The sequence below is a fragment of the Candidatus Nomurabacteria bacterium genome (assembly GCA_023898625.1).
In the GTDB taxonomy this organism is placed as follows: domain Bacteria; phylum Patescibacteriota; class Saccharimonadia; order Saccharimonadales; family JAGQNJ01; genus HK-STAS-PATE-36.
The window spans coordinates 478,657-495,997 of record CP060231.1 but is presented as its reverse complement, the minus strand read 5'-3'; the positions used below and the strand labels follow the sequence as shown (position 1 = coordinate 495,997).

Here is a 17,341-nt window from a genome sequence, read left to right as displayed (position 1 = left end):
AACTAGGAAACCCTCCTTGCCCACCGATTATGCTTATAATGAAAAATTATATCAACCAATCAGCAATATTTGCAAGAATATGTTATAACCACAACACTTATGATGGTATGGTCATTTTTATATTTGTTCCCTCTCCTAATTTCGAGACTATCGATATTTCACCACCAACTTTATCGATTATTAATCTATCCATATAAAGATCAAGGCCAATTCCCGAGAAGTCAAATTGTTCAGTACTCGTTAATCTACCGAAAGGCATCATCAACGTATCAATCTTCTCCTTAGGTATGCCACTACCCGTATCGCTCACCGTTATAACCACATGCCTTGTATCGCTATTATTGATCGATAGCTTAACAATATCTCCTACTTTGCTAAATTTGATGGCATTATGCAATGTAGAGTACAGGAGTTGATTTAGACCTTCTTTATCGATTTTTGCCGTCAGACCAGAGTCTACAATGCACTCTATCTTGATGTTATTTTGGTTAGCAAAGGCTTGAAGTTCATCGACAACATTTAACGCAAGGTTTTTTATAGTAGCATCTGCTATAATTGGCGACTTTGATTCACTTTGCAGAATGCTCAGATAGTCAAATTTTGACGCTAGGTCTTTTAGTGACACTAGTCCTGAGTCAAATAGCTTAGCACGAGGACTATTGGCAAGTTCTTTGGATATTCTACTCATTTCTTCAATATCTTTATCTAAAGTTGCACTAGAATTTTTAACAAAGTTTAGTTGCGACAGCGATAAGTCCTGTTCTAGTTTCAACTCATGTTCGGCAACCTTCTGTGCGTACGCTTGATTTCTATACACGACAAAAGCAATCACAAATGCACCCGTTGCCAATAAATAGTTTAATGACTGAGTGAAGATTACAGCACGACTCGCATCGTATTTACCAGACCAAATGAATAAACTATTAATAAAGACAATCCCTATTAGAACGCTAAATATTGGGATAAGAATGGTTTTACCTATCAATGATCGTCTTTTTATTTTCGATTCAATTTGTCCAGCCTGGTCTTTAATACTTTCTGCTATGCCACTAATTCCGTCTAATAAGAACTGAATATGATATTTTAGTCGCCCTAATCGGCGCTCTGCAGAATCAACCGTACTCTTAGGTAATTTATTCTCTTTGGCTAGAAGTTCGATGGTAGATTCCATTGTTGCGATAGGTGTATGCAAATAATGTGTTGTTAGACTTACGTAATTACGGCTTAGCTCTTCTGTTCTTTTTAAGTCTTTTCTTACTTTATCCAATCTATCCTTTTCTCTCTTCGCTATTATTGCCTGATAAATATACACCGCAACAAAAGCGATCAGGAAGGCTATTATTGCATACGGTATAGCTATAGCAACAGTATTTGGTATAGGTTGAACAACTGAATTTGCAAACCTAAATATGCTCTCTGTCTGATTCATCAAACTATTTGGCACCAACCTTCTTATAAACCCTGGTATCAAACTTGGTTTATTATTATTGGTATTGTTTGATGATTGGGGTAGTCCTGTTGCTTGATTATCGTCTTGCGTTGTTTCGTTATTATCAATAGGCGCCTCCTGATCTACCGGTGGCTCCTCTCCACCATTGTTTCCCACTTGTCCACCATCATTATCAGGTATTTCTTTAACCAAAGTCACTTGGTTTGAAGTTGTGTTGTCAGCCTGATCAACGTCATCATCATAAATGATGGTTGCTGTTAAGACTGCGGGAACATCTGTTGTGGCAGCGAATACCTTATTTGCCGTACTCTTCTGAATTGACGACAAATTTTGTGGCGCCTTAACTACCAATGAATACGTTGTATTACTTCCAGCATTTAGCGATACGTTATCCCAATATACGTATGATCCCGACTGATACCCACCATTACTGGATGACACATAACTAAACCCTGCTGGCAAGCTAGCCCTAACCTGAGCGCCAACAATATTACCTCGATTGTAAATATTGCTGTTTGCTTTGTTGTCAATATTTATTTGGTAGCTTACGTTTTCGCCTTCTGAAATTCTCTGTTTATCAGCAGTAATCGTAATTTTAGCATCCTTAAAGCATTGTTCGTTGCTGGGTTGATTTAAGGCAATAGATGTCGTTTCGTCTTTAGAAAGAATATCATTGCCTGTTGCAATCTGTGCGCCTGATGTAACGGCTATATTACTAATGTCGCAATAATTTGTGGCTTTAGTTTTGTAACAAATCTGAGCATTATCGGCATCTGCCTCTACAGAAACAAAAGGTTTATTGTTATTTGCCCAAGGAGTAGTATTTAGATTAACAGCTTTTATTTCAAGTTTAAGATTCTCGTTTCCTGAATAACTAATTGAGGAAAGATCTAGATATCCATTTGCTTTTATATTTTCTTGTTTTAGAACGGTGCCAGCAGAGTTCTTTACTGTTACTTCAAGACTATCGAAATCATACATGCTCGCGTTACTTAATTTAACTTTACCCCAAGAAAAAACATGACTCTGACCATCACAATAAAAATCATCAGCATTTATACTTGTCGTAAATTCCATGTCTTCAATACGACAAGGGCTTTCACCGGTTTTTGCGTCAAAAGACCAGAGCCTAGGATTACTAACCACCCAACTTCCTGCCCCAACGGCCTTATCGCCCACACCCCACATACAAGAACCATCATAAACATACCCAAGATCATTAGACTGATTATTATTCACTCCGTACCAGTACTTAGGCTGATTCTGCCATGCTTGTCCTGAGCATTTTGATCCGGTAGTCCAATTCCAGCACATGGTTCCACCTTTATCTTTAGATGGGTTATTTGGGTCCGTAGAAATACGCTTTGCAACCGGAAAGTATGTTTTTGATCCTTCGCTGTCAGTAATATCTGTAGTATACCTACCAAACTCCCAAGGAGCATACATCAAAGACGTAGGAAGCATCTTGACGGGATGATCTGGAGTGGTTTCATTCGAAAGAATATTGTCTCCTGTCTCTTGATCAAGGCACTGCATATGAGGATCGAGTATTCCTTCGTCAAAAATATACGTCAAACACACGGCGCGTAATGAATTATCAGTGTTCTTCCAAGCAAACATCCCAGGAATACGAACAGAGCTTATAAACATTCCACCGTTAGGCCAAAATAGAGCAGGGTCATTCCATCCACTACACTTCACCTTAGTATTTAAATCGAAGCAACTTAGAATATACCCATAAGATCTTTGTGAACTAGGAGGGGGAAACAAGGTGGTTGCATAGATGTTTTTATATGAATAAGGTAATAATGAATATAGTTTTCCACCTTTGGCTATATGAGTTCCGCCGTTATAGTAGACGTTGTAATGTTCTGGGGTATAGTATGTATCAATACTTAATGTCGTTGAGCTTGAATATCCAGAACATGGTGCATCAGCTCCATTTCCGTCACTATTTAAGTCATAGCAAACCACTGTTTGTTTTGCTTGATCAAGATCTGCTGCGTCACCATATAGCTTTCCATCGCTCATAACAAACCCTGATAACTTAACCGGGTTGTCCACGCCACCATACGTACTACCTGTTGACCCAAGAATAGTGAACCCGCAATTTTGTTGCAAAACTAAATCCACACATACTACACCGTAATTTGCGCCAGACTGACCAGCGACGTAAAGTCGTCCATCATTGCCGTACGTTCCATCGTCTACATAAAATTGACCAGCCATAGGAGTATTTATATCCTTTGGTCCGGTACCCAAAGTCCCAACTGAGGTGCTCATATACGTAGGATAACCTTCACATTGAGAATATACTTTTAGATCAAAACAATTTATCGTAAAATCATCTTGACTACCTGCGTCTTGAACTGTTACCGACTGCATTATTTGATAGAACTTGTCTTTATACATTATTGGCCCCATGCCATGAAAAGCACCATTGTCTAGCTCAACTTCCTTGGGAGGTAGGATCATCCCTGCCTGAGAGAACGGCTTTAGTGTTTGGGATGTTCCGGTTTGAATTTTAATATAATCAACGTCAGCATCAGATACGCAAGGTGAGGTAGTGGTTGTTGCAACAAAACTTACGCCATCATCGCAAGAATATGTGGCAGACCATCCTTTTGGCAGTTCTAGTTCTCCATCAAAAACTTGCTGATCTTTGTTAATTTTTTCTGTGATAGTTCCATCAACATTAACAACACTACCACTTACACCAACACTCTTTTTCCATTGTAAAGATTCTCCTTTTTGAGCAATTGAAGCATTTGACTCGGGAACGACTGATGACTCAATGGCAATTGAATTTTTAACATTTGGGGGATCTGTTTTGGTATTTTTTAGATATATAAATATTGTTAATCCACTGAGCCCCAATGCAACGATTACTGCAATAGGTATTTCTTTTTCTCGTAATAAAAATCCTGTCACACTTTTAAGCTTATTAGTCATAGACCTAACCCATTTCCATTACTACCATCAAGTTTATCTATATAGTTTGGATAGCCATCGCAGTCAGAATCATCATCACCAAGATTGCTATTATTTTGTGTAATATATGGGAGTTGACAACCAGCACCCCTTCCTACATCTTCATTATTGTTTGTTATGCCATCTCCGTCATAATCACTACTCGGGGTACCTGGCTGATATGCTGGGTTAAACATCGAGACAAAACGTTGCCCCATGATAATATTACTGGCTTCATTTAGGTGAATTCTATCTCCCGACCTAATTAAGTCACCATCTTCAACTGCATCCACCTTCATTACTCCATTATTATCATCGTCTGCAACTTTTTGGATTGCATTTCTTACTTTTTCTTGCCTGTTCCATCCTACGGCATGAGTTGTGTAGAAATCAGAAGAGAGAGTCAGCGGATCTAAAGAACCCATATATGGAAACCCGCAATAATCAATGGAGTCCAAGGGGTATGAATATTCATAACAATTTCTCATGCTAAATTTTGCAACAACGAAATGTGCCTGAGAAGAAAATTGAAGATCTGTTTTTGATCTTGTAATTAGGTCTCTTAGGTTCTGTTCGTATTGATCGGCATACGACTGTTGTAGTGCATCTGTTCCACCCTGATACCAGTAAAAACCATCGACTGTATATTTTTTATTTGTGCTCTTAAGATAGTTAGTTAAAGCATTAAATTCTGTTTTCATCCTGTCATAACTCTTGTTCCTTCCTGGAGCAGAATTAAAGTCAAACGGAACTGTTGGACTTGTTGACTGGGCAAGACTTTGGAAGCCATAAGAAACTTTCAAAATAATTACTTTTCTTCTACCGTTTTCATACAATTTCCTTGCCATTGATAGCTCTGGACCAAATTGACCCAATCTCTGAACATCATTCATGTTTTTATATCTGTTAGCACCTGTAGCGCCAACACCACCCGACTGAATCCACCCAGCAGGACTAATTCCATTAAAGTAATCAATATATTCTGAAAGGGTATCTGGACCGTTACCATCGGCCCCAGCCCACCAAAAACCAGTCACTGTATCTGCTGGATGATTTTGCTTATCTATTCCTGTGCCAGCAGGCAAATTAACCCGAAAAGAGTTAGTACCCTCTGCCCAAGACTGACCAGCTAGAATAAAAATAGAGTATGGTTCTTCATCACCAGGATCTGCAAAGGTAAGTGACATCATCCCAAAAAAGACAGTCATTATGGGCACAAAAACAGCCATCAAGGTTATAAAGAACCGCTTAATATTCCATGCCTTCAATACGCTCATGATTATAGAGTCATTTTATATCTAATCTATACTAAATTCAACAAAGCTTGCGTCTTTAAAAATACAAATCTACCATCAGTAATGGTAGATTAAAAAAATATTCTATGTGGTCGGGGTTACAGGACTCGAACCTGTGACCTCGCGGTCCCAAACCGCGCGCGCTAGCCAACTGCGCCAAACCCCGGCAACAGGGAAATTATACTTTATTACCCTGTAAAAATCTATATCTATTTAGCAAACTCAATGGCTCGAGTTTCGCGAATCACATTTACTTTAATGGTTCCCGGATACTGCATGGTGCTTTCGATTTTTGTGGCAATATCTCGCGCCAACTTAATTGCCGACAGATCGTCAACACTTTGAGGCTTAACAAACACCCTAACTTCTCGACCAGCACTAATGGCGTATGATTTTTCTATACCACTAAAACTATTTGCAACGTTTTCAAGTTCCTTCATGCGTTCTGCAAAGTTCTCGGCGCTAATGTTTCGAGCACCCGGCCTGGCGGCGCTTATCGCATCAACCACTCGTACGATTAAGGCCTCTACGGTCGTAGCCTCAACATCATCATGATGTTGCTCGGCAGCCAATGCTACCTCTTCTGGAGCACCGTACTTACGCAATATCTCACCACTAATATGGTGATGCTTTCCTTCTATCTTGTGAGTTAAGGCCTTACCTATATCATGCACCAATGCAGAATATTTAGCAATCCTAACATCTGCGCCAACTTCTTCGGCAATAATCCCTGCAATATGCGCCATCTCCGTACTGTGCTTAAGGACATTTTGGCCATATGATGTACGGTATTTAAGCTCCCCTAAGATTTGTAAAATTTCTTTAGGTATCCCAATTACTCCAACTTCTCGGGCGGCGTCTTCACCTGCTCTAATAACATCCTTTTGTACATTCTTCTGAGCTTTTTCAACAACTTCCTCAATTCGCCCTGGATGAACGCGACCATCCTTAAGCAACATTTCGACAGCCTGGCGTGCAACCTCACGACGCACAGGATCAAAACTTGAAAGCACTATATAACCGGGTGTGTCATCAACCATGATATCAACACCTGTTGAGCGTTGCAGGGCTTGAATATTGCGACCTTCTTTCCCGATAATTCGCCCCTTCATCTCTTCATCGTCAAGTTTTACGCTGGTCAGTGTTCGTTCGGCGGTTACCTCGCTGGCCATACGCTCCATAGCTGAAACAATAATATATCCTGCTTTTTCTTCAGCCATTTCTTGAGCTTCGGTTTGCAATTTAGCAATAAGTCCAGTAAGGTCGCTCTTGATATCGCGCTCTGTCATCTGCATTAATTTTTCTGTAGCTTCTGATTTAGAGAGCTTTGCAACCTTCTCTAATTTTTCTTGTTGTTTGGTTCGAATTTTTCGAATCTCGTCTTTTAGGGTTTCAACTTCGTCCTCACTCTTACGCAATGCCTCATTACGTTTATCTAGTTGGTCGAGTTTTTTATCTAATGCGTCTTCACGATCAAGCAAACGCTTCTCAATATCCTTAAATTCTTTGCGACGCTGTTGTTCTTCTTTACGTGCATCATCAGCAATTTTAAGAGCATCATCTTTTGCGTCTTGGACTATTTTACGAGCCTCTTTTTTTGCTTTATCAACCTCTTTCTTGGCATTTTCTTCGGCTTTTCCTGCTTTTTGGCGAGTAATCAAAACATTACCACCAAAACCAACAGCAAGACCAGCCACAGCTAAAACTATGGTAATTGGTTCCATCGTAGTTCCTTTCTTTTCGTGTTTGATAACCCCACAATCACTATCACTTCTTTAGTAAGATTATCAAAATCAAATCAATAAAATGTTGGATTTATCCCAAAAATATATCCTACGTAAGATTATACTGCAAAATTCATATTTGCACCAATAAGTCAGTAAATACGACTAACTTCAGTAAAAACTAAAGCCCTATCTTCAAATGTTTTGTTAGAAGCATTAAATTTACCAGTGCAAGATATGAGGTTGAGCCCATGTGTACCTTTAGTGATAGGTAAAATCATTTCGGTCATATCTAAATTTGTTGCCTTCTTGATTTCTACTTTGACAACTTTGTAGTCAATCTTCTTGCCGTCGCCACGCTCTATAGTTACAATATCGCCTTTATTTAGAGTTTCTATCTTGTAGAACACTCCTTTTTGTGTCGGCCCAGACACATGACCGTCAAGCAATACAGCGCCACCAGGAGTTCCGGGCTTGGCACTTTGATTGTACCATCCTGCATCATGGATACTCCTTGGGGCCTCAAGAGACCCGTTCTTGTCGACAGACATTTGCCTTACTCTACCATTAATGCCAAGCTTTGGAATTGCCACTATTCTTGGCAAGTCAGGGGCAACAGAATACGAACGAACATCATCATCAGACGGTTTTTTTTCATCAACATCACTAGTTGCTTCAGAGTTTGAAGCTTGAGCAGAAACTGTTTGGGCAATCTTGTTGTCGAGCATGAACGATCTGATTGCGACCGTTATGCCAACCATAAACACTACTACCGCCATGCCATACATGAAATAATTTGGTGATATCGACTTGAGCCTTCTAAAGGACAGTGTTTTCTTGTTTTGTTGAGACTTCTTCCATTTACTAGCGGATTCCTGGAAATCGAACGCCTTAGGATTACTACCTTCGGGAGCGATATTACTATCTTTAACATTTAACTTTGAATCGTTAAGTAATGGTGTTGGTTTTTTGAAACTATTTGCAGTAGTATTTACTTGTTTTGTAGTGGTGTCTGGGCGAGTACTTTGCAACGCTTTATGTTCAGAAGTATCCAGCGCCATGTTAGAGGGCTCCCATACATCCATGCCTATTCGCCGTCGTAAGTGAGTAGCTCCGCTTCGTGGAATAACTCTATGAGGCTGTCTGGTGCGATATGTTCGCATTCTATCAGACAGTTCAAGGGCGCTAAGTTGTAACTTCTGTTTTTGTTGCATTTTTTTGTTTAGTTTTTAGTTTTTACAAAAGCAAATTCTAGGCTTGTTTTTTGATTGTAGTCTTGCGAGCTACGAATGCAATTGCTAATGCTGATCCGGTAGTTGCTAGCAGGGTAAGCAATGGATTATTCTTTAGCATTGCGAATCCGGTATTTGGAACTTTTGGTGCAGTAACGACAGTTATGGTCACGTCATTGCCATCACCACCTTTGTAGCTAATCTTATATACGCCACCATCGCTATTTGTAAAGGTTGCACCTTCCGGTAAGTCTTTGAATGTCCCAGTTACTGCATCAGATCCGTCGTTGGCAATAATTGTATATACATCATTTGCTTTTGGAACATAATCTTCAAACCTTAAGACCTTCAATGTTCCGTTGCCAAGCGTAACTGTTCCGTTAGCAATAATTTGGTCACCACCATCTTTGCCTATTTCAAACTCGTATATTCCGCCTTCGACCCATTCAATATTGCCAACCGTTAATGTTCCTGGACTGTGTCCTGGAGCGATTGCTCCTCCAGCAAGGATCTTTAAAAATCCTCCTATTTTTCCTGTACCACCAAGAATACCTTTAACTTGAAAGGGGTTATCTACCGTACCTAGTATTGATTCGCTACAATCAAAATTAACAAGCACTTTATTGTTCGCTGTTAGAGCATAATAAGTATCGGGACAATCTTCTTCCTTTGATATTGTTACAACCCTCATCTCACTATTCACCGAGGATCCATCTGGATAGGTTACAGCTCCGCTACCCCCAGGTTGTACTTGTAAATTATCTTTACCATTTAATACTCCACTAAATTTTAGATTAGCATGATCTAAAGATACCTTAGTAGATGCTCCCACCGTAACCACACCACTCAAATTCACAGTTGTATTTGCGGCAGGAGTAATACAATCTTCGCCTTTTGCTTGAATAACATTAATAGAGCCGCCATTAATTGTAAAGTCTTTACTGAAGGTCATATCAGACCCGTTATCAGTTACTAGATATAAACCACTATTGCCTCCAACAAAAGAAATGCTTGATGCCTTGTTTGCGATATCGTTGGCCCTAGATGTAACAATTAGAGGCTGATACCCTTGAACAACTATGTTACCACTAAAGCTTGGGCTATCCTTCGAAACTGGGTGAGAATAAGGAACCGACAAACAACCTCCTCCACCAGATCCTTCTTGAATAGAGTCCAAAATCAGAGTACCTGTACCAGACACGCTATTAAGATAACCGTCAATAACAGTTACAGTATGATTGCCAATATCAAGTACAGGTTCATTAGAGTTTAATATTGCGTTTTTAACAGTAATGTCACCATCTGCAATTATACCCACCCCTAAATTTATCTGATAAGATTCTAGGGGTGAAAAATCACCAGATAATTTAAAATCATTTCCTGTCACGATAATGTAATGATAGCAACCGCTGGGCTTTGCGCCACTAGTCGAGATACCTGAAAGAGTTATAGAATTGGGGTCTAAATCATTATTAAATGTTAAATCTGCAGAACAGTCACCACTAAAAATTGTATCCATAGGGAATGCAAGGCTGTCGCCATTTGCTGGTGCCGTGTCTCCATCCCAGTTTGTGCCGGTGCTAAATTTATCATCTGCACCACCACCATCCCAAGTTTTAGTGGCTGCAAATGCATTGCCACGACTTATTGTTAGCGCACCCAATAAGGTTGCAACAAATAATCCAATACCAATTACTATTTTGTGTTTTTTCACGTTTTTGTCTCCTTTTTTATTGTTTAAAGTACTATGAGTTAAGCTTATTTTTAAGCTGTTAGTTTGTCAAGCATTTTTCGCAAATCTGTTGAGTTATTCACTACGTTACTTCTTTGGCTCGGTGATTCTTGCTGGTCTTCCATACTCAGGTACAACTATTTGTTCATCGGCATTTTTTGGCAGTTGTTTTATACCTTTAGATATCCAATCATCACCAGTTGTGCCAACCACTGGAATATCTAAGCTATACGCTAGGCTATTGGCGACCGTAGCGCCTATTCTTAACCCAGTAAAACTCCCAGGACCTTTATAGCAAACAACACCAGTAATATCCTGCCAATTTTTGTTCTCAGCTTTAAGAAGGGCACTGATCTTAAGGTGTATAGTTTCTGCAAGCTCTCTATGTGCTTGCCACTTCTCATACTGACGTTCTTGTCCTGCCTTAAAGAACAGACCAACCTCTGCAACGGGCCGATCTGTGCGAATCGTCAAAATCATCTTAATCAACGTTGCCCAGAGGCACTACAAGTTGGATCAAAGGTAAGAACAACCACTCTGTTCATTCTTTTAGATACTTCGTTAGGGTTGCTTTCGTAATCTGTTGCAGAGGTGGCAGGGTCAATTGCAATTTTATCTGCAGGAACTCCTTTGGCGATTAGTTCCTTCTTAACTACTTCTGCTCGCTTATTCGCGAAATCTTTATCTGCCTGTGATGTTGCCACTCCACCATAAAGCTTTATGGTAAATGATTTCCCCTTAACCGATGGATCATTAGCTAAATTTGCCATGTTTTCCACCGCACCAGTATTATCCGAACTAGTGTCTAATGAATCTGGTTCAAAATGCACATTTGCAGTATAAGGTCTGGTTGGATCTTCAAAATGGAACCCATACTCTGTAGCTGTCTTGCCGTACATATCCTTGTACCAATTGTCAAAATCTGCCTGAACAAGGCACTGACTACCGCTAGATTGTGTAGCTGGTTCTGATGAAGCTGTTGTATCTGTCTGGTTACTGCTTGCGCCCACTAAGGCAACGTTACTACCCGTAACAAGCTCTATTACTTGCCAACCCTTGTCGCCTTTTTCTAGCGCTGTTCGAGCCATTTTATTATTTGCTCCTTGCAGTGTATACAAAAAATAATGTTTCCCAGATTTATTTGTGCTATCAACCTTACTAAAGCTTGTGGCCTTCATGCCAGGCGCCATACTTTGTAAAAACTGTTTAGTTTCAGCGCTACCGTCAGTGTAAGAAAGTGCCTTATCAACATCTCCCGCAGTCATGGCAGTCATAAATGAACTAGAAGTAGATGAGATCTGCATGGTGCTTAATACTGTAAAAAAGAAAAATAATACTATTGGGATAATAACAATGCAAATGGCTCCGATTATCAAGCCAATAATCAAGCCTTTGTGGCTTTTTCTTGGTGTTGGATTAGTCTGAAATTGGTTCGTGCTTGCAGATTGCATAGTATTAGGCGTGCCACTGGCTATGGGGCTTTGAGTTGTAGGTTGCGCAGAATTGTTTGCAGAACCTATTGATGTAGTGGAACCAGGGGGAGGTGTAGGAGCTTGAGGAATTGGCGGTACTGGCGGAGTAGGAGGCGAAGGAGGAGTAGGTGGATTAGGGTTCATGGGCTGACTATTTTGATTATCTGGTTGCATCTAAATCTCCTGCTCTTTGGTTTGTCTTGGTTATGCTTATATTCTATACATTTTATGACATTAAGCAATCATTAATTAGATATTCCAACCTATCAGGAGCCACAAAAGATAATAATCTCTTGTTTTCATCTATAGGCTTAATAGTTAACTGCAACCGGTCCTCGGGTAGGACATGTCTGATAGCTTCCGACCATTCAACAATAATAACTGTAGTGTCGTCTAAAATAGACTCTTCAACTTCATACTCAATCAAGTCCACTTCTTCAAGTCTATAAAAATCAAAGTGTACAATATTAAATCTCTTGGTTTTATATAGTTTACTTATAGAAAATGTCGGGCTAGAAACGTGGCTTTTGCTTCCAGCACCCTTTACTAACCCCCTAACAAAAGTAGTCTTGCCACCACCAATGTCTGAAATTAACTCAATGCATTCACCGCCTTTTAATTTAGCCCCGACCTGACTAGCTATTAATCGTGTTCTCGCTTCATTGTTTGATACCAATTCTAGTTTCATTATTAATTACAATTGTATGCAAATATCCAACAAACCACAAAATTGTTTTATTGTAATGGTTTATAATAATCGTTGATGTTAATGCTTGGACAGTCTTTACTAAACAAACAAGTTCTCAGTCTTCAAATAGGAGCGCCAATTGGCGTTGTTACAGAGGCAATTATAAATCCATTCAATCTTAAACTAGAAGGCTGGTACGCCAAAGATCATTACACCAAACATAATGTAATCCTCTTATCACAAGACGTTAGAGAAATAATACAAGATGGGATGGTAGTAAACGATCATAATTCACTATCAAATCCTGATGAGTTAGTGCGATTACAAGAAATCATTAAACACAAATTTATCTTGCTCGGCATGAACATTATCACTGATCAAAAACGAAGATTAGGCAAAGTATCAGATTACGCAATAAATACCGACAATTTCTTTGTTCAAAAGCTACACGTCAGCCAATCAATAGTAAAAAGTTTTACCGGTGGAGCCCTAATGATAGATCGCTCACAGATTATTGAAATCACACATAAAAAAATAACGGTCAGCGAAGCAACAGCCCGAGACACATCCCCAATGCCAGCGGTTGCCTAATATTTTTATTATTGATGCTCTCTAATAACTACGTTAATATCATCAAAGCCAAATCCTTGACGAACTAAATATGCTTTTAGCTTTTGCTCATCTTGATATCTAGTTTGTTGGCGTTTTCTTGCTATTAAATCACTTAAAACAAGTTGTTCATCTGTATGGTCTTGTTCTAAAGCTGTCTGAACAATAGATTTTGAAATATGTTTTTGTTGTAGTTCATACCTTAGTTTGCGCTTACTTATTGGTTTGAGTGCTCGACGGCTACGTACCCAACTTTCGGCAAACTTATTATCATCTATATAACCCCTCTCACTTAACCTGTTAAGTATCTTTGTGATTGTGTTGTCGTTATGACCCTTTCTTAATAAGTATTGTCCCACCTCCCACCTACTTCTTGGTCGTCTAGACAGATAATCTAATACCCTCATATAAGCTTTATCGTCTTCTGCTTTGTTTAATAGCTCTTTTAATTCTAATTTTGTAACTTCTTGACCAACTTTAATCTTGATACTTAATAGTTCCTGTTCAGACAAGCTAAATGAATATTTGTCATCAACATATATTGAGTAACGATCTGCTCGCTTAACCTGCTGTTTAATACTTGTTATTTTCATAAGACACTGTCGACCTTAAGCTGGTCAATAATTTGAGGTACTTCAGTTGTGTTCCATGAAGCCGATAGGTGACCCCCGTTTGGTATTGTTATAAATGTTCCCTCGACTTGATTACAGAGATCTTTAGCATCGTCAATGCTACAATACGGATCGTCACTACCGTGAACAAAATATATTTTGCCACCCTTAACCTTTAATACACCTGCGTCGTATTCGTCTTTAAACAAGCGCTCAAACTGCCTGCTATCGTACCAGTCCGGAGATACAGACTTAAGTAGCCTCTCGTTAAGAAATGCTCCAACTAACACGGTCGCCTTAACCTTAGGAAACCAATCAGAGCTCAAAAGGTTCAATGCAGTGGTAGCCCCTGAGGAGTGGCCAACCAATATATTGTTAGCGAAATCCCAACCGGAATTTTTTAGAAACTTATCATAAACAATTTTGTTTGGGGTATGGTTTTGCGGAAGTTCTGGCGCAAAAACCTCATAACCATTTTCTTCTAGTTGATGTTTTAGCCAAGGAAACCATATTTTTTTTGGACTCCCATCAGTTCCATGCAACAACACTGCCTTTTTCATTGCCTACTCCTGGGATGAGGCTTCAGTCACCTTACTAGCAATTTCTTCCATAATCTTTGGATTGTCTTCTAAATACTTCTTGGTGGCTTCACGTCCTTGCCCAATCTTGCTACCACCATAAGCAAACCAAGCACCAGATTTATCGACAATTCCTTTATCTACCGCTAAATCCAAAACATCCCCTGATCTACTAATTCCTTTATTGTACATGATATCAAACTCTGCTTGCCTAAAAGGTGGGGCGATTTTATTTTTAACAACTTTGACTCGACAATGATTGCCTATTATCTCATCGCCCTGTTTGATTTGGCTAACTCGACGAATATCCATACGTACAGAAGCATAAAACTTAAGTGCATTACCACCGGTAGTAGTCTCTGGATTGCCAAACATTACACCAATCTTCATACGAATTTGGTTGATAAATATAACTGTGGTTTTTGATCGATTGATGACACCTGTTAGTTTACGCAATGCCTGACTCATCAAACGAGCCTGCAATCCCATATGACTATCGCCCATGTCACCTTCTATTTCTGCACGTGGCACAAGGGCTGCGACAGAATCAACAACCACCAAGTCAACGGCATTAGATCGAACAAGTGTTTCGGTAATCTCTAGAGCTTGTTCTCCGTTATCTGGCTGTGATATTAAGAGACTTTCAACATTAACACCTAATTTTTTGGCGTACGCTGGGTCAAGAGCGTGTTCGGCGTCAATAAAGGCTGCTGTACCACCAGTTTTCTGGATTTCTGCAATTGCATGCAAAGCAATGGTTGTTTTTCCGGAACTTTCTGGGCCATACACCTCAATAATTCTACCTTTTGGCAAGCCACCACCTAATGCTAAGTCTAGTGCCAAGCTTCCTGTTGGGATACATTCAATAGAAACTTTATGAGCATCACCCAAGCGCATAATTGAGCCCTTACCAAATTGTTTCTCTATGTTATCTAAGGCTAGGTTTAGTGCCTGAGTTTTTCCATCATCTTGCGTTTTTGAAACTTTCTTGTCTACCACTTTACTCCCCTTCTCCACCTTTTGGTGCTTTAATAGTATACCATTTTATCCTGACAGAAAGTGGTCAAGTTAATAGTTTATGAACATTTTTGCCAAAACCTTAAATACTAAACTTTAGTTAATCCTGGTTATGGCTAGATTTCTTAGCTATAATACATTTAATTATGCGTATATCAGACGAATTAATGGAGAAATTCCTCCAACGATCTTCACAAATAACCACCGATGAACTGGCGACTATGCGTCAACAATCAGTAGATGGTAATGAGTCGTTGCAAGATCTCGCAGTAAAAAGCAACTTAATATCTGAAAACGAATTAACAAAATTGTATTCTAAAGAAATTGATGTTCCATTTGCAGATTTCAATCCCAAAGACATTCCTGTTGAGGTTCTTCAGCAAATACCTGAAAGACTCGCCAAACAATATAAAGCTATAGTTTTTGGAGTAGATCAAGCAGGAAACCAGTTAGTGGCCATGGAAGATCCTGATGATATCGAAGCTGTTAACTTATTACAAAAACAACTCGGCTCTGATATAAAAATCCATATTGCGCCAAAAAATAATATTCAGTCAGCACTCGATCAATATCAAGGAAATATAAGCAATGAACTAACTAAAGTTATTGATAGCGAAGCAAGCGAAGATAGTGAATCTGAAAAAGTTAAGGTAGAAGACATAGCTGAAGATTCCCCGATAGCTCAAACAGTAAATCTACTCATTGAATATGCTATTAAAGCAGGTGCAAGCGATATCCATATAGAACCTAGGGAAGATTATGTATCTGTTAGATACCGTGTGGATGGGGTATTAAGAGAAGCCAACAAACTACCAAAAAAAGTCATGGCTTCGTTAGTTTCACGCATAAAAATCCTTTCAAACCTAAAAATCGATGAAAGACGTGCGCCTCAAGATGGTAGATTTAAGATTCAAATTAGTAGCAGACTATATGCACTACGTGTATCAACTCTGCCTGTAATGGATGGCGAAAAGGTCGTAATGCGTATTCTAGATGAATCGACAAAAGCTCTTGGACTTGAGGATTTAGGATACTGGGACGGGGCATTAGAGGCAATAAACCATGCAATTGTTCAGCCTTATGGAATGATTCTAGTAACAGGCCCAACTGGGTCAGGTAAGTCCACAAGTTTATTTAGCATTTTGAGTATTTTGAATAAACCTTCCGTCAACATATCAACCGTAGAAGACCCAGTTGAATATCGAGTAATTGGCGCAAATCAAACCCAAGTAAACCCAGTAGCAGGTATGACATTTGTCAATGGACTACGCGCGCTTCTTCGCCAAGACCCTAACATTATCATGGTTGGAGAGATTCGTGACGGAGAAACAGCCGATCTGGCAATTCAGGCTGCTCTTACAGGACACCTGGTATTCTCCACCCTACACACCAACAATGCCGCGACTTCACTACCTCGCCTTCTAGATATGGAGATTGAACCGTTCTTAATTGCATCTACCATTAGGGCTGTTGTTGGCCAAAGGCTTATTAGGAGATTATGTGTTGAGTGTAAAGAACAATACTCGCCAGACGAAAAGACTCTAGGGCAACTTAAAGATTCATTTCATATCGATAGCCCTGAAAAATTTGCCTGGATACATCAACTAGAGATGTCAGCCATTAGTTCGGGAATTGGAGTTTCCGATCAAGACAATAAGAAGGCCAGGGATACGAGTAGCCCGTCAACAAGTGAATCTGAAGTTACACAATTATGGCGTGCTCATGATGGAGGGTGTGATGTATGTAGTCACACCGGATATAAAGGACGCATGGGAATTTATGAAGTATTAGAAAATACAAATGATATTCAAAAACTAATAGTCGGGAACGCAACAAGTGAAGTTATTGAGGCACAAGCAATTAAAGAAGGTATGTTGACAATGCAGATGGATGGACTGATTAAAGCATTGCGCGGACAAACAAGTATTGAGGAAATTCTAAGAGTGACTAGGGAGGCATAAGT

Annotated in this window: 13 protein-coding genes and 1 tRNA gene; 2 read left to right on the top strand and 12 right to left on the bottom strand. The window is 39.5% G+C overall.

Translation table 11 applies throughout. The features are described from left to right. Positions 1 to 97: 97 nt before the first annotated feature. The 9 genes from H6793_02575 to tsaE all read right to left on the bottom strand — a co-directional run bounded on the left by H6793_02575 (position 98) and on the right by tsaE (position 12,563). Complete coding sequence (locus H6793_02575) at positions 98 to 4,402, bottom strand: hypothetical protein (GenBank protein ID USN95199.1); 4,305 nt, start codon at positions 4,400 to 4,402, stop codon at positions 98 to 100. Beyond that, the gene (locus H6793_02570) at positions 4,399 to 5,697 is read right to left on the bottom strand and encodes a hypothetical protein (protein USN95198.1); all 1,299 of its coding nucleotides are present in this window, start codon (positions 5,695 to 5,697) and stop codon (positions 4,399 to 4,401) included. Before H6793_02570 ends, H6793_02575 begins: the two co-directional genes overlap by 4 nt. 107 nt (positions 5,698 to 5,804) lie before the next feature. Next, a tRNA-Pro gene (locus H6793_02565) sits at positions 5,805 to 5,881 on the bottom strand. A gap of 43 nt (positions 5,882 to 5,924) precedes the next feature. Next, on the bottom strand, positions 5,925 to 7,439 hold the full coding sequence (rny, locus tag H6793_02560) for a ribonuclease Y (GenBank protein ID USN95197.1): 1,515 nt from the start codon (positions 7,437 to 7,439) through the stop codon (positions 5,925 to 5,927). A 152-nt stretch (positions 7,440 to 7,591) separates the two neighbouring features. Further along, on the bottom strand, positions 7,592 to 8,653 hold the full coding sequence (locus H6793_02555; GenBank protein ID USN95196.1) for a class F sortase: 1,062 nt from the start codon (positions 8,651 to 8,653) through the stop codon (positions 7,592 to 7,594). A gap of 37 nt (positions 8,654 to 8,690) precedes the next feature. Next, positions 8,691 to 10,385 (bottom strand): hypothetical protein, encoded by a 1,695-nt coding sequence (locus tag H6793_02550; protein ID USN95195.1) that lies wholly within the window; start codon positions 10,383 to 10,385, stop codon positions 8,691 to 8,693. A gap of 105 nt (positions 10,386 to 10,490) precedes the next feature. Continuing rightward, positions 10,491 to 10,883 (bottom strand): tRNA (adenosine(37)-N6)-threonylcarbamoyltransferase complex dimerization subunit type 1 TsaB, encoded by a 393-nt coding sequence (tsaB, locus tag H6793_02545; GenBank protein ID USN95194.1) that lies wholly within the window; start codon positions 10,881 to 10,883, stop codon positions 10,491 to 10,493. Positions 10,884 to 10,888: 5 nt separating this feature from the next. Further along, positions 10,889 to 12,049 carry a hypothetical protein gene (locus tag H6793_02540; GenBank protein ID USN95193.1) on the bottom strand — a complete coding sequence of 387 codons (1,161 nt, stop codon included), beginning with the start codon at positions 12,047 to 12,049 and terminating at the stop codon, positions 10,889 to 10,891. Positions 12,050 to 12,101: 52 nt separating this feature from the next. After that, positions 12,102 to 12,563, bottom strand: a complete 462-nt coding sequence (gene tsaE, locus H6793_02535; protein ID USN95192.1) for a tRNA (adenosine(37)-N6)-threonylcarbamoyltransferase complex ATPase subunit type 1 TsaE — start codon at positions 12,561 to 12,563, stop codon at positions 12,102 to 12,104. 81 nt (positions 12,564 to 12,644) lie between these two features. On the opposite strand from tsaE, the gene H6793_02530 reads away from it, so the two are divergent. Continuing rightward, entirely contained in the window at positions 12,645 to 13,154 is a 510-nt protein-coding gene (locus H6793_02530) for a hypothetical protein (protein USN95191.1), read from the top strand. An 8-nt stretch (positions 13,155 to 13,162) separates the two neighbouring features. Here the strand turns inward: H6793_02530 and H6793_02525 are convergent, their stop codons facing one another. From H6793_02525 to recA, 3 genes are read right to left on the bottom strand one after another with little or no spacing between them, the layout of a single operon-like run. Next, a complete protein-coding gene (locus tag H6793_02525; GenBank protein ID USN95190.1) occupies positions 13,163 to 13,765 on the bottom strand; it encodes a RecX family transcriptional regulator in 603 nt (200 codons plus the stop codon). Further along, on the bottom strand, positions 13,762 to 14,343 hold the full coding sequence (locus H6793_02520; protein USN95189.1) for an alpha/beta hydrolase: 582 nt from the start codon (positions 14,341 to 14,343) through the stop codon (positions 13,762 to 13,764). Before H6793_02520 ends, H6793_02525 begins: the two co-directional genes overlap by 4 nt. Before the next feature lie 3 nt (positions 14,344 to 14,346). After that, on the bottom strand, positions 14,347 to 15,378 hold the full coding sequence (gene recA, locus H6793_02515; GenBank protein ID USN95188.1) for a recombinase RecA: 1,032 nt from the start codon (positions 15,376 to 15,378) through the stop codon (positions 14,347 to 14,349). Positions 15,379 to 15,524: 146 nt separating this feature from the next. Here recA and H6793_02510 point away from each other — a divergent pair, with 146 nt between their 5' ends. Beyond that, positions 15,525 to 17,339 carry a type II/IV secretion system protein gene (locus H6793_02510; GenBank protein USN95187.1) on the top strand — a complete coding sequence of 605 codons (1,815 nt, stop codon included), beginning with the start codon at positions 15,525 to 15,527 and terminating at the stop codon, positions 17,337 to 17,339. Positions 17,340 to 17,341 lie beyond the last annotated feature (2 nt).

Excerpts from the sequence above, each read along its gene's own strand:
- H6793_02575 (USN95199.1), bottom strand. The coding sequence starts at position 4,402 with ATGACTAATAAGCTTAAAAGTGTGACAGGATTTTTATTACGAGAAAAA.
- H6793_02570 (USN95198.1), bottom strand. The coding sequence starts at position 5,697 with ATGAGCGTATTGAAGGCATGGAATATTAAGCGGTTCTTTATAACCTTG.
- rny (USN95197.1), bottom strand. The coding sequence starts at position 7,439 with ATGGAACCAATTACCATAGTTTTAGCTGTGGCTGGTCTTGCTGTTGGT.
- H6793_02555 (USN95196.1), bottom strand. The coding sequence starts at position 8,653 with ATGCAACAAAAACAGAAGTTACAACTTAGCGCCCTTGAACTGTCTGAT.
- tsaB (USN95194.1), bottom strand. The coding sequence starts at position 10,883 with ATGATTTTGACGATTCGCACAGATCGGCCCGTTGCAGAGGTTGGTCTG.
- H6793_02540 (USN95193.1), bottom strand. The coding sequence starts at position 12,049 with ATGCAACCAGATAATCAAAATAGTCAGCCCATGAACCCTAATCCACCT.
- tsaE (USN95192.1), bottom strand. The coding sequence starts at position 12,563 with ATGAAACTAGAATTGGTATCAAACAATGAAGCGAGAACACGATTAATA.
- H6793_02530 (USN95191.1), top strand. The coding sequence starts at position 12,645 with ATGCTTGGACAGTCTTTACTAAACAAACAAGTTCTCAGTCTTCAAATA.
- H6793_02525 (USN95190.1), bottom strand. The coding sequence starts at position 13,765 with ATGAAAATAACAAGTATTAAACAGCAGGTTAAGCGAGCAGATCGTTAC.
- H6793_02520 (USN95189.1), bottom strand. The coding sequence starts at position 14,343 with ATGAAAAAGGCAGTGTTGTTGCATGGAACTGATGGGAGTCCAAAAAAA.
- H6793_02510 (USN95187.1), top strand. The coding sequence starts at position 15,525 with ATGCGTATATCAGACGAATTAATGGAGAAATTCCTCCAACGATCTTCA.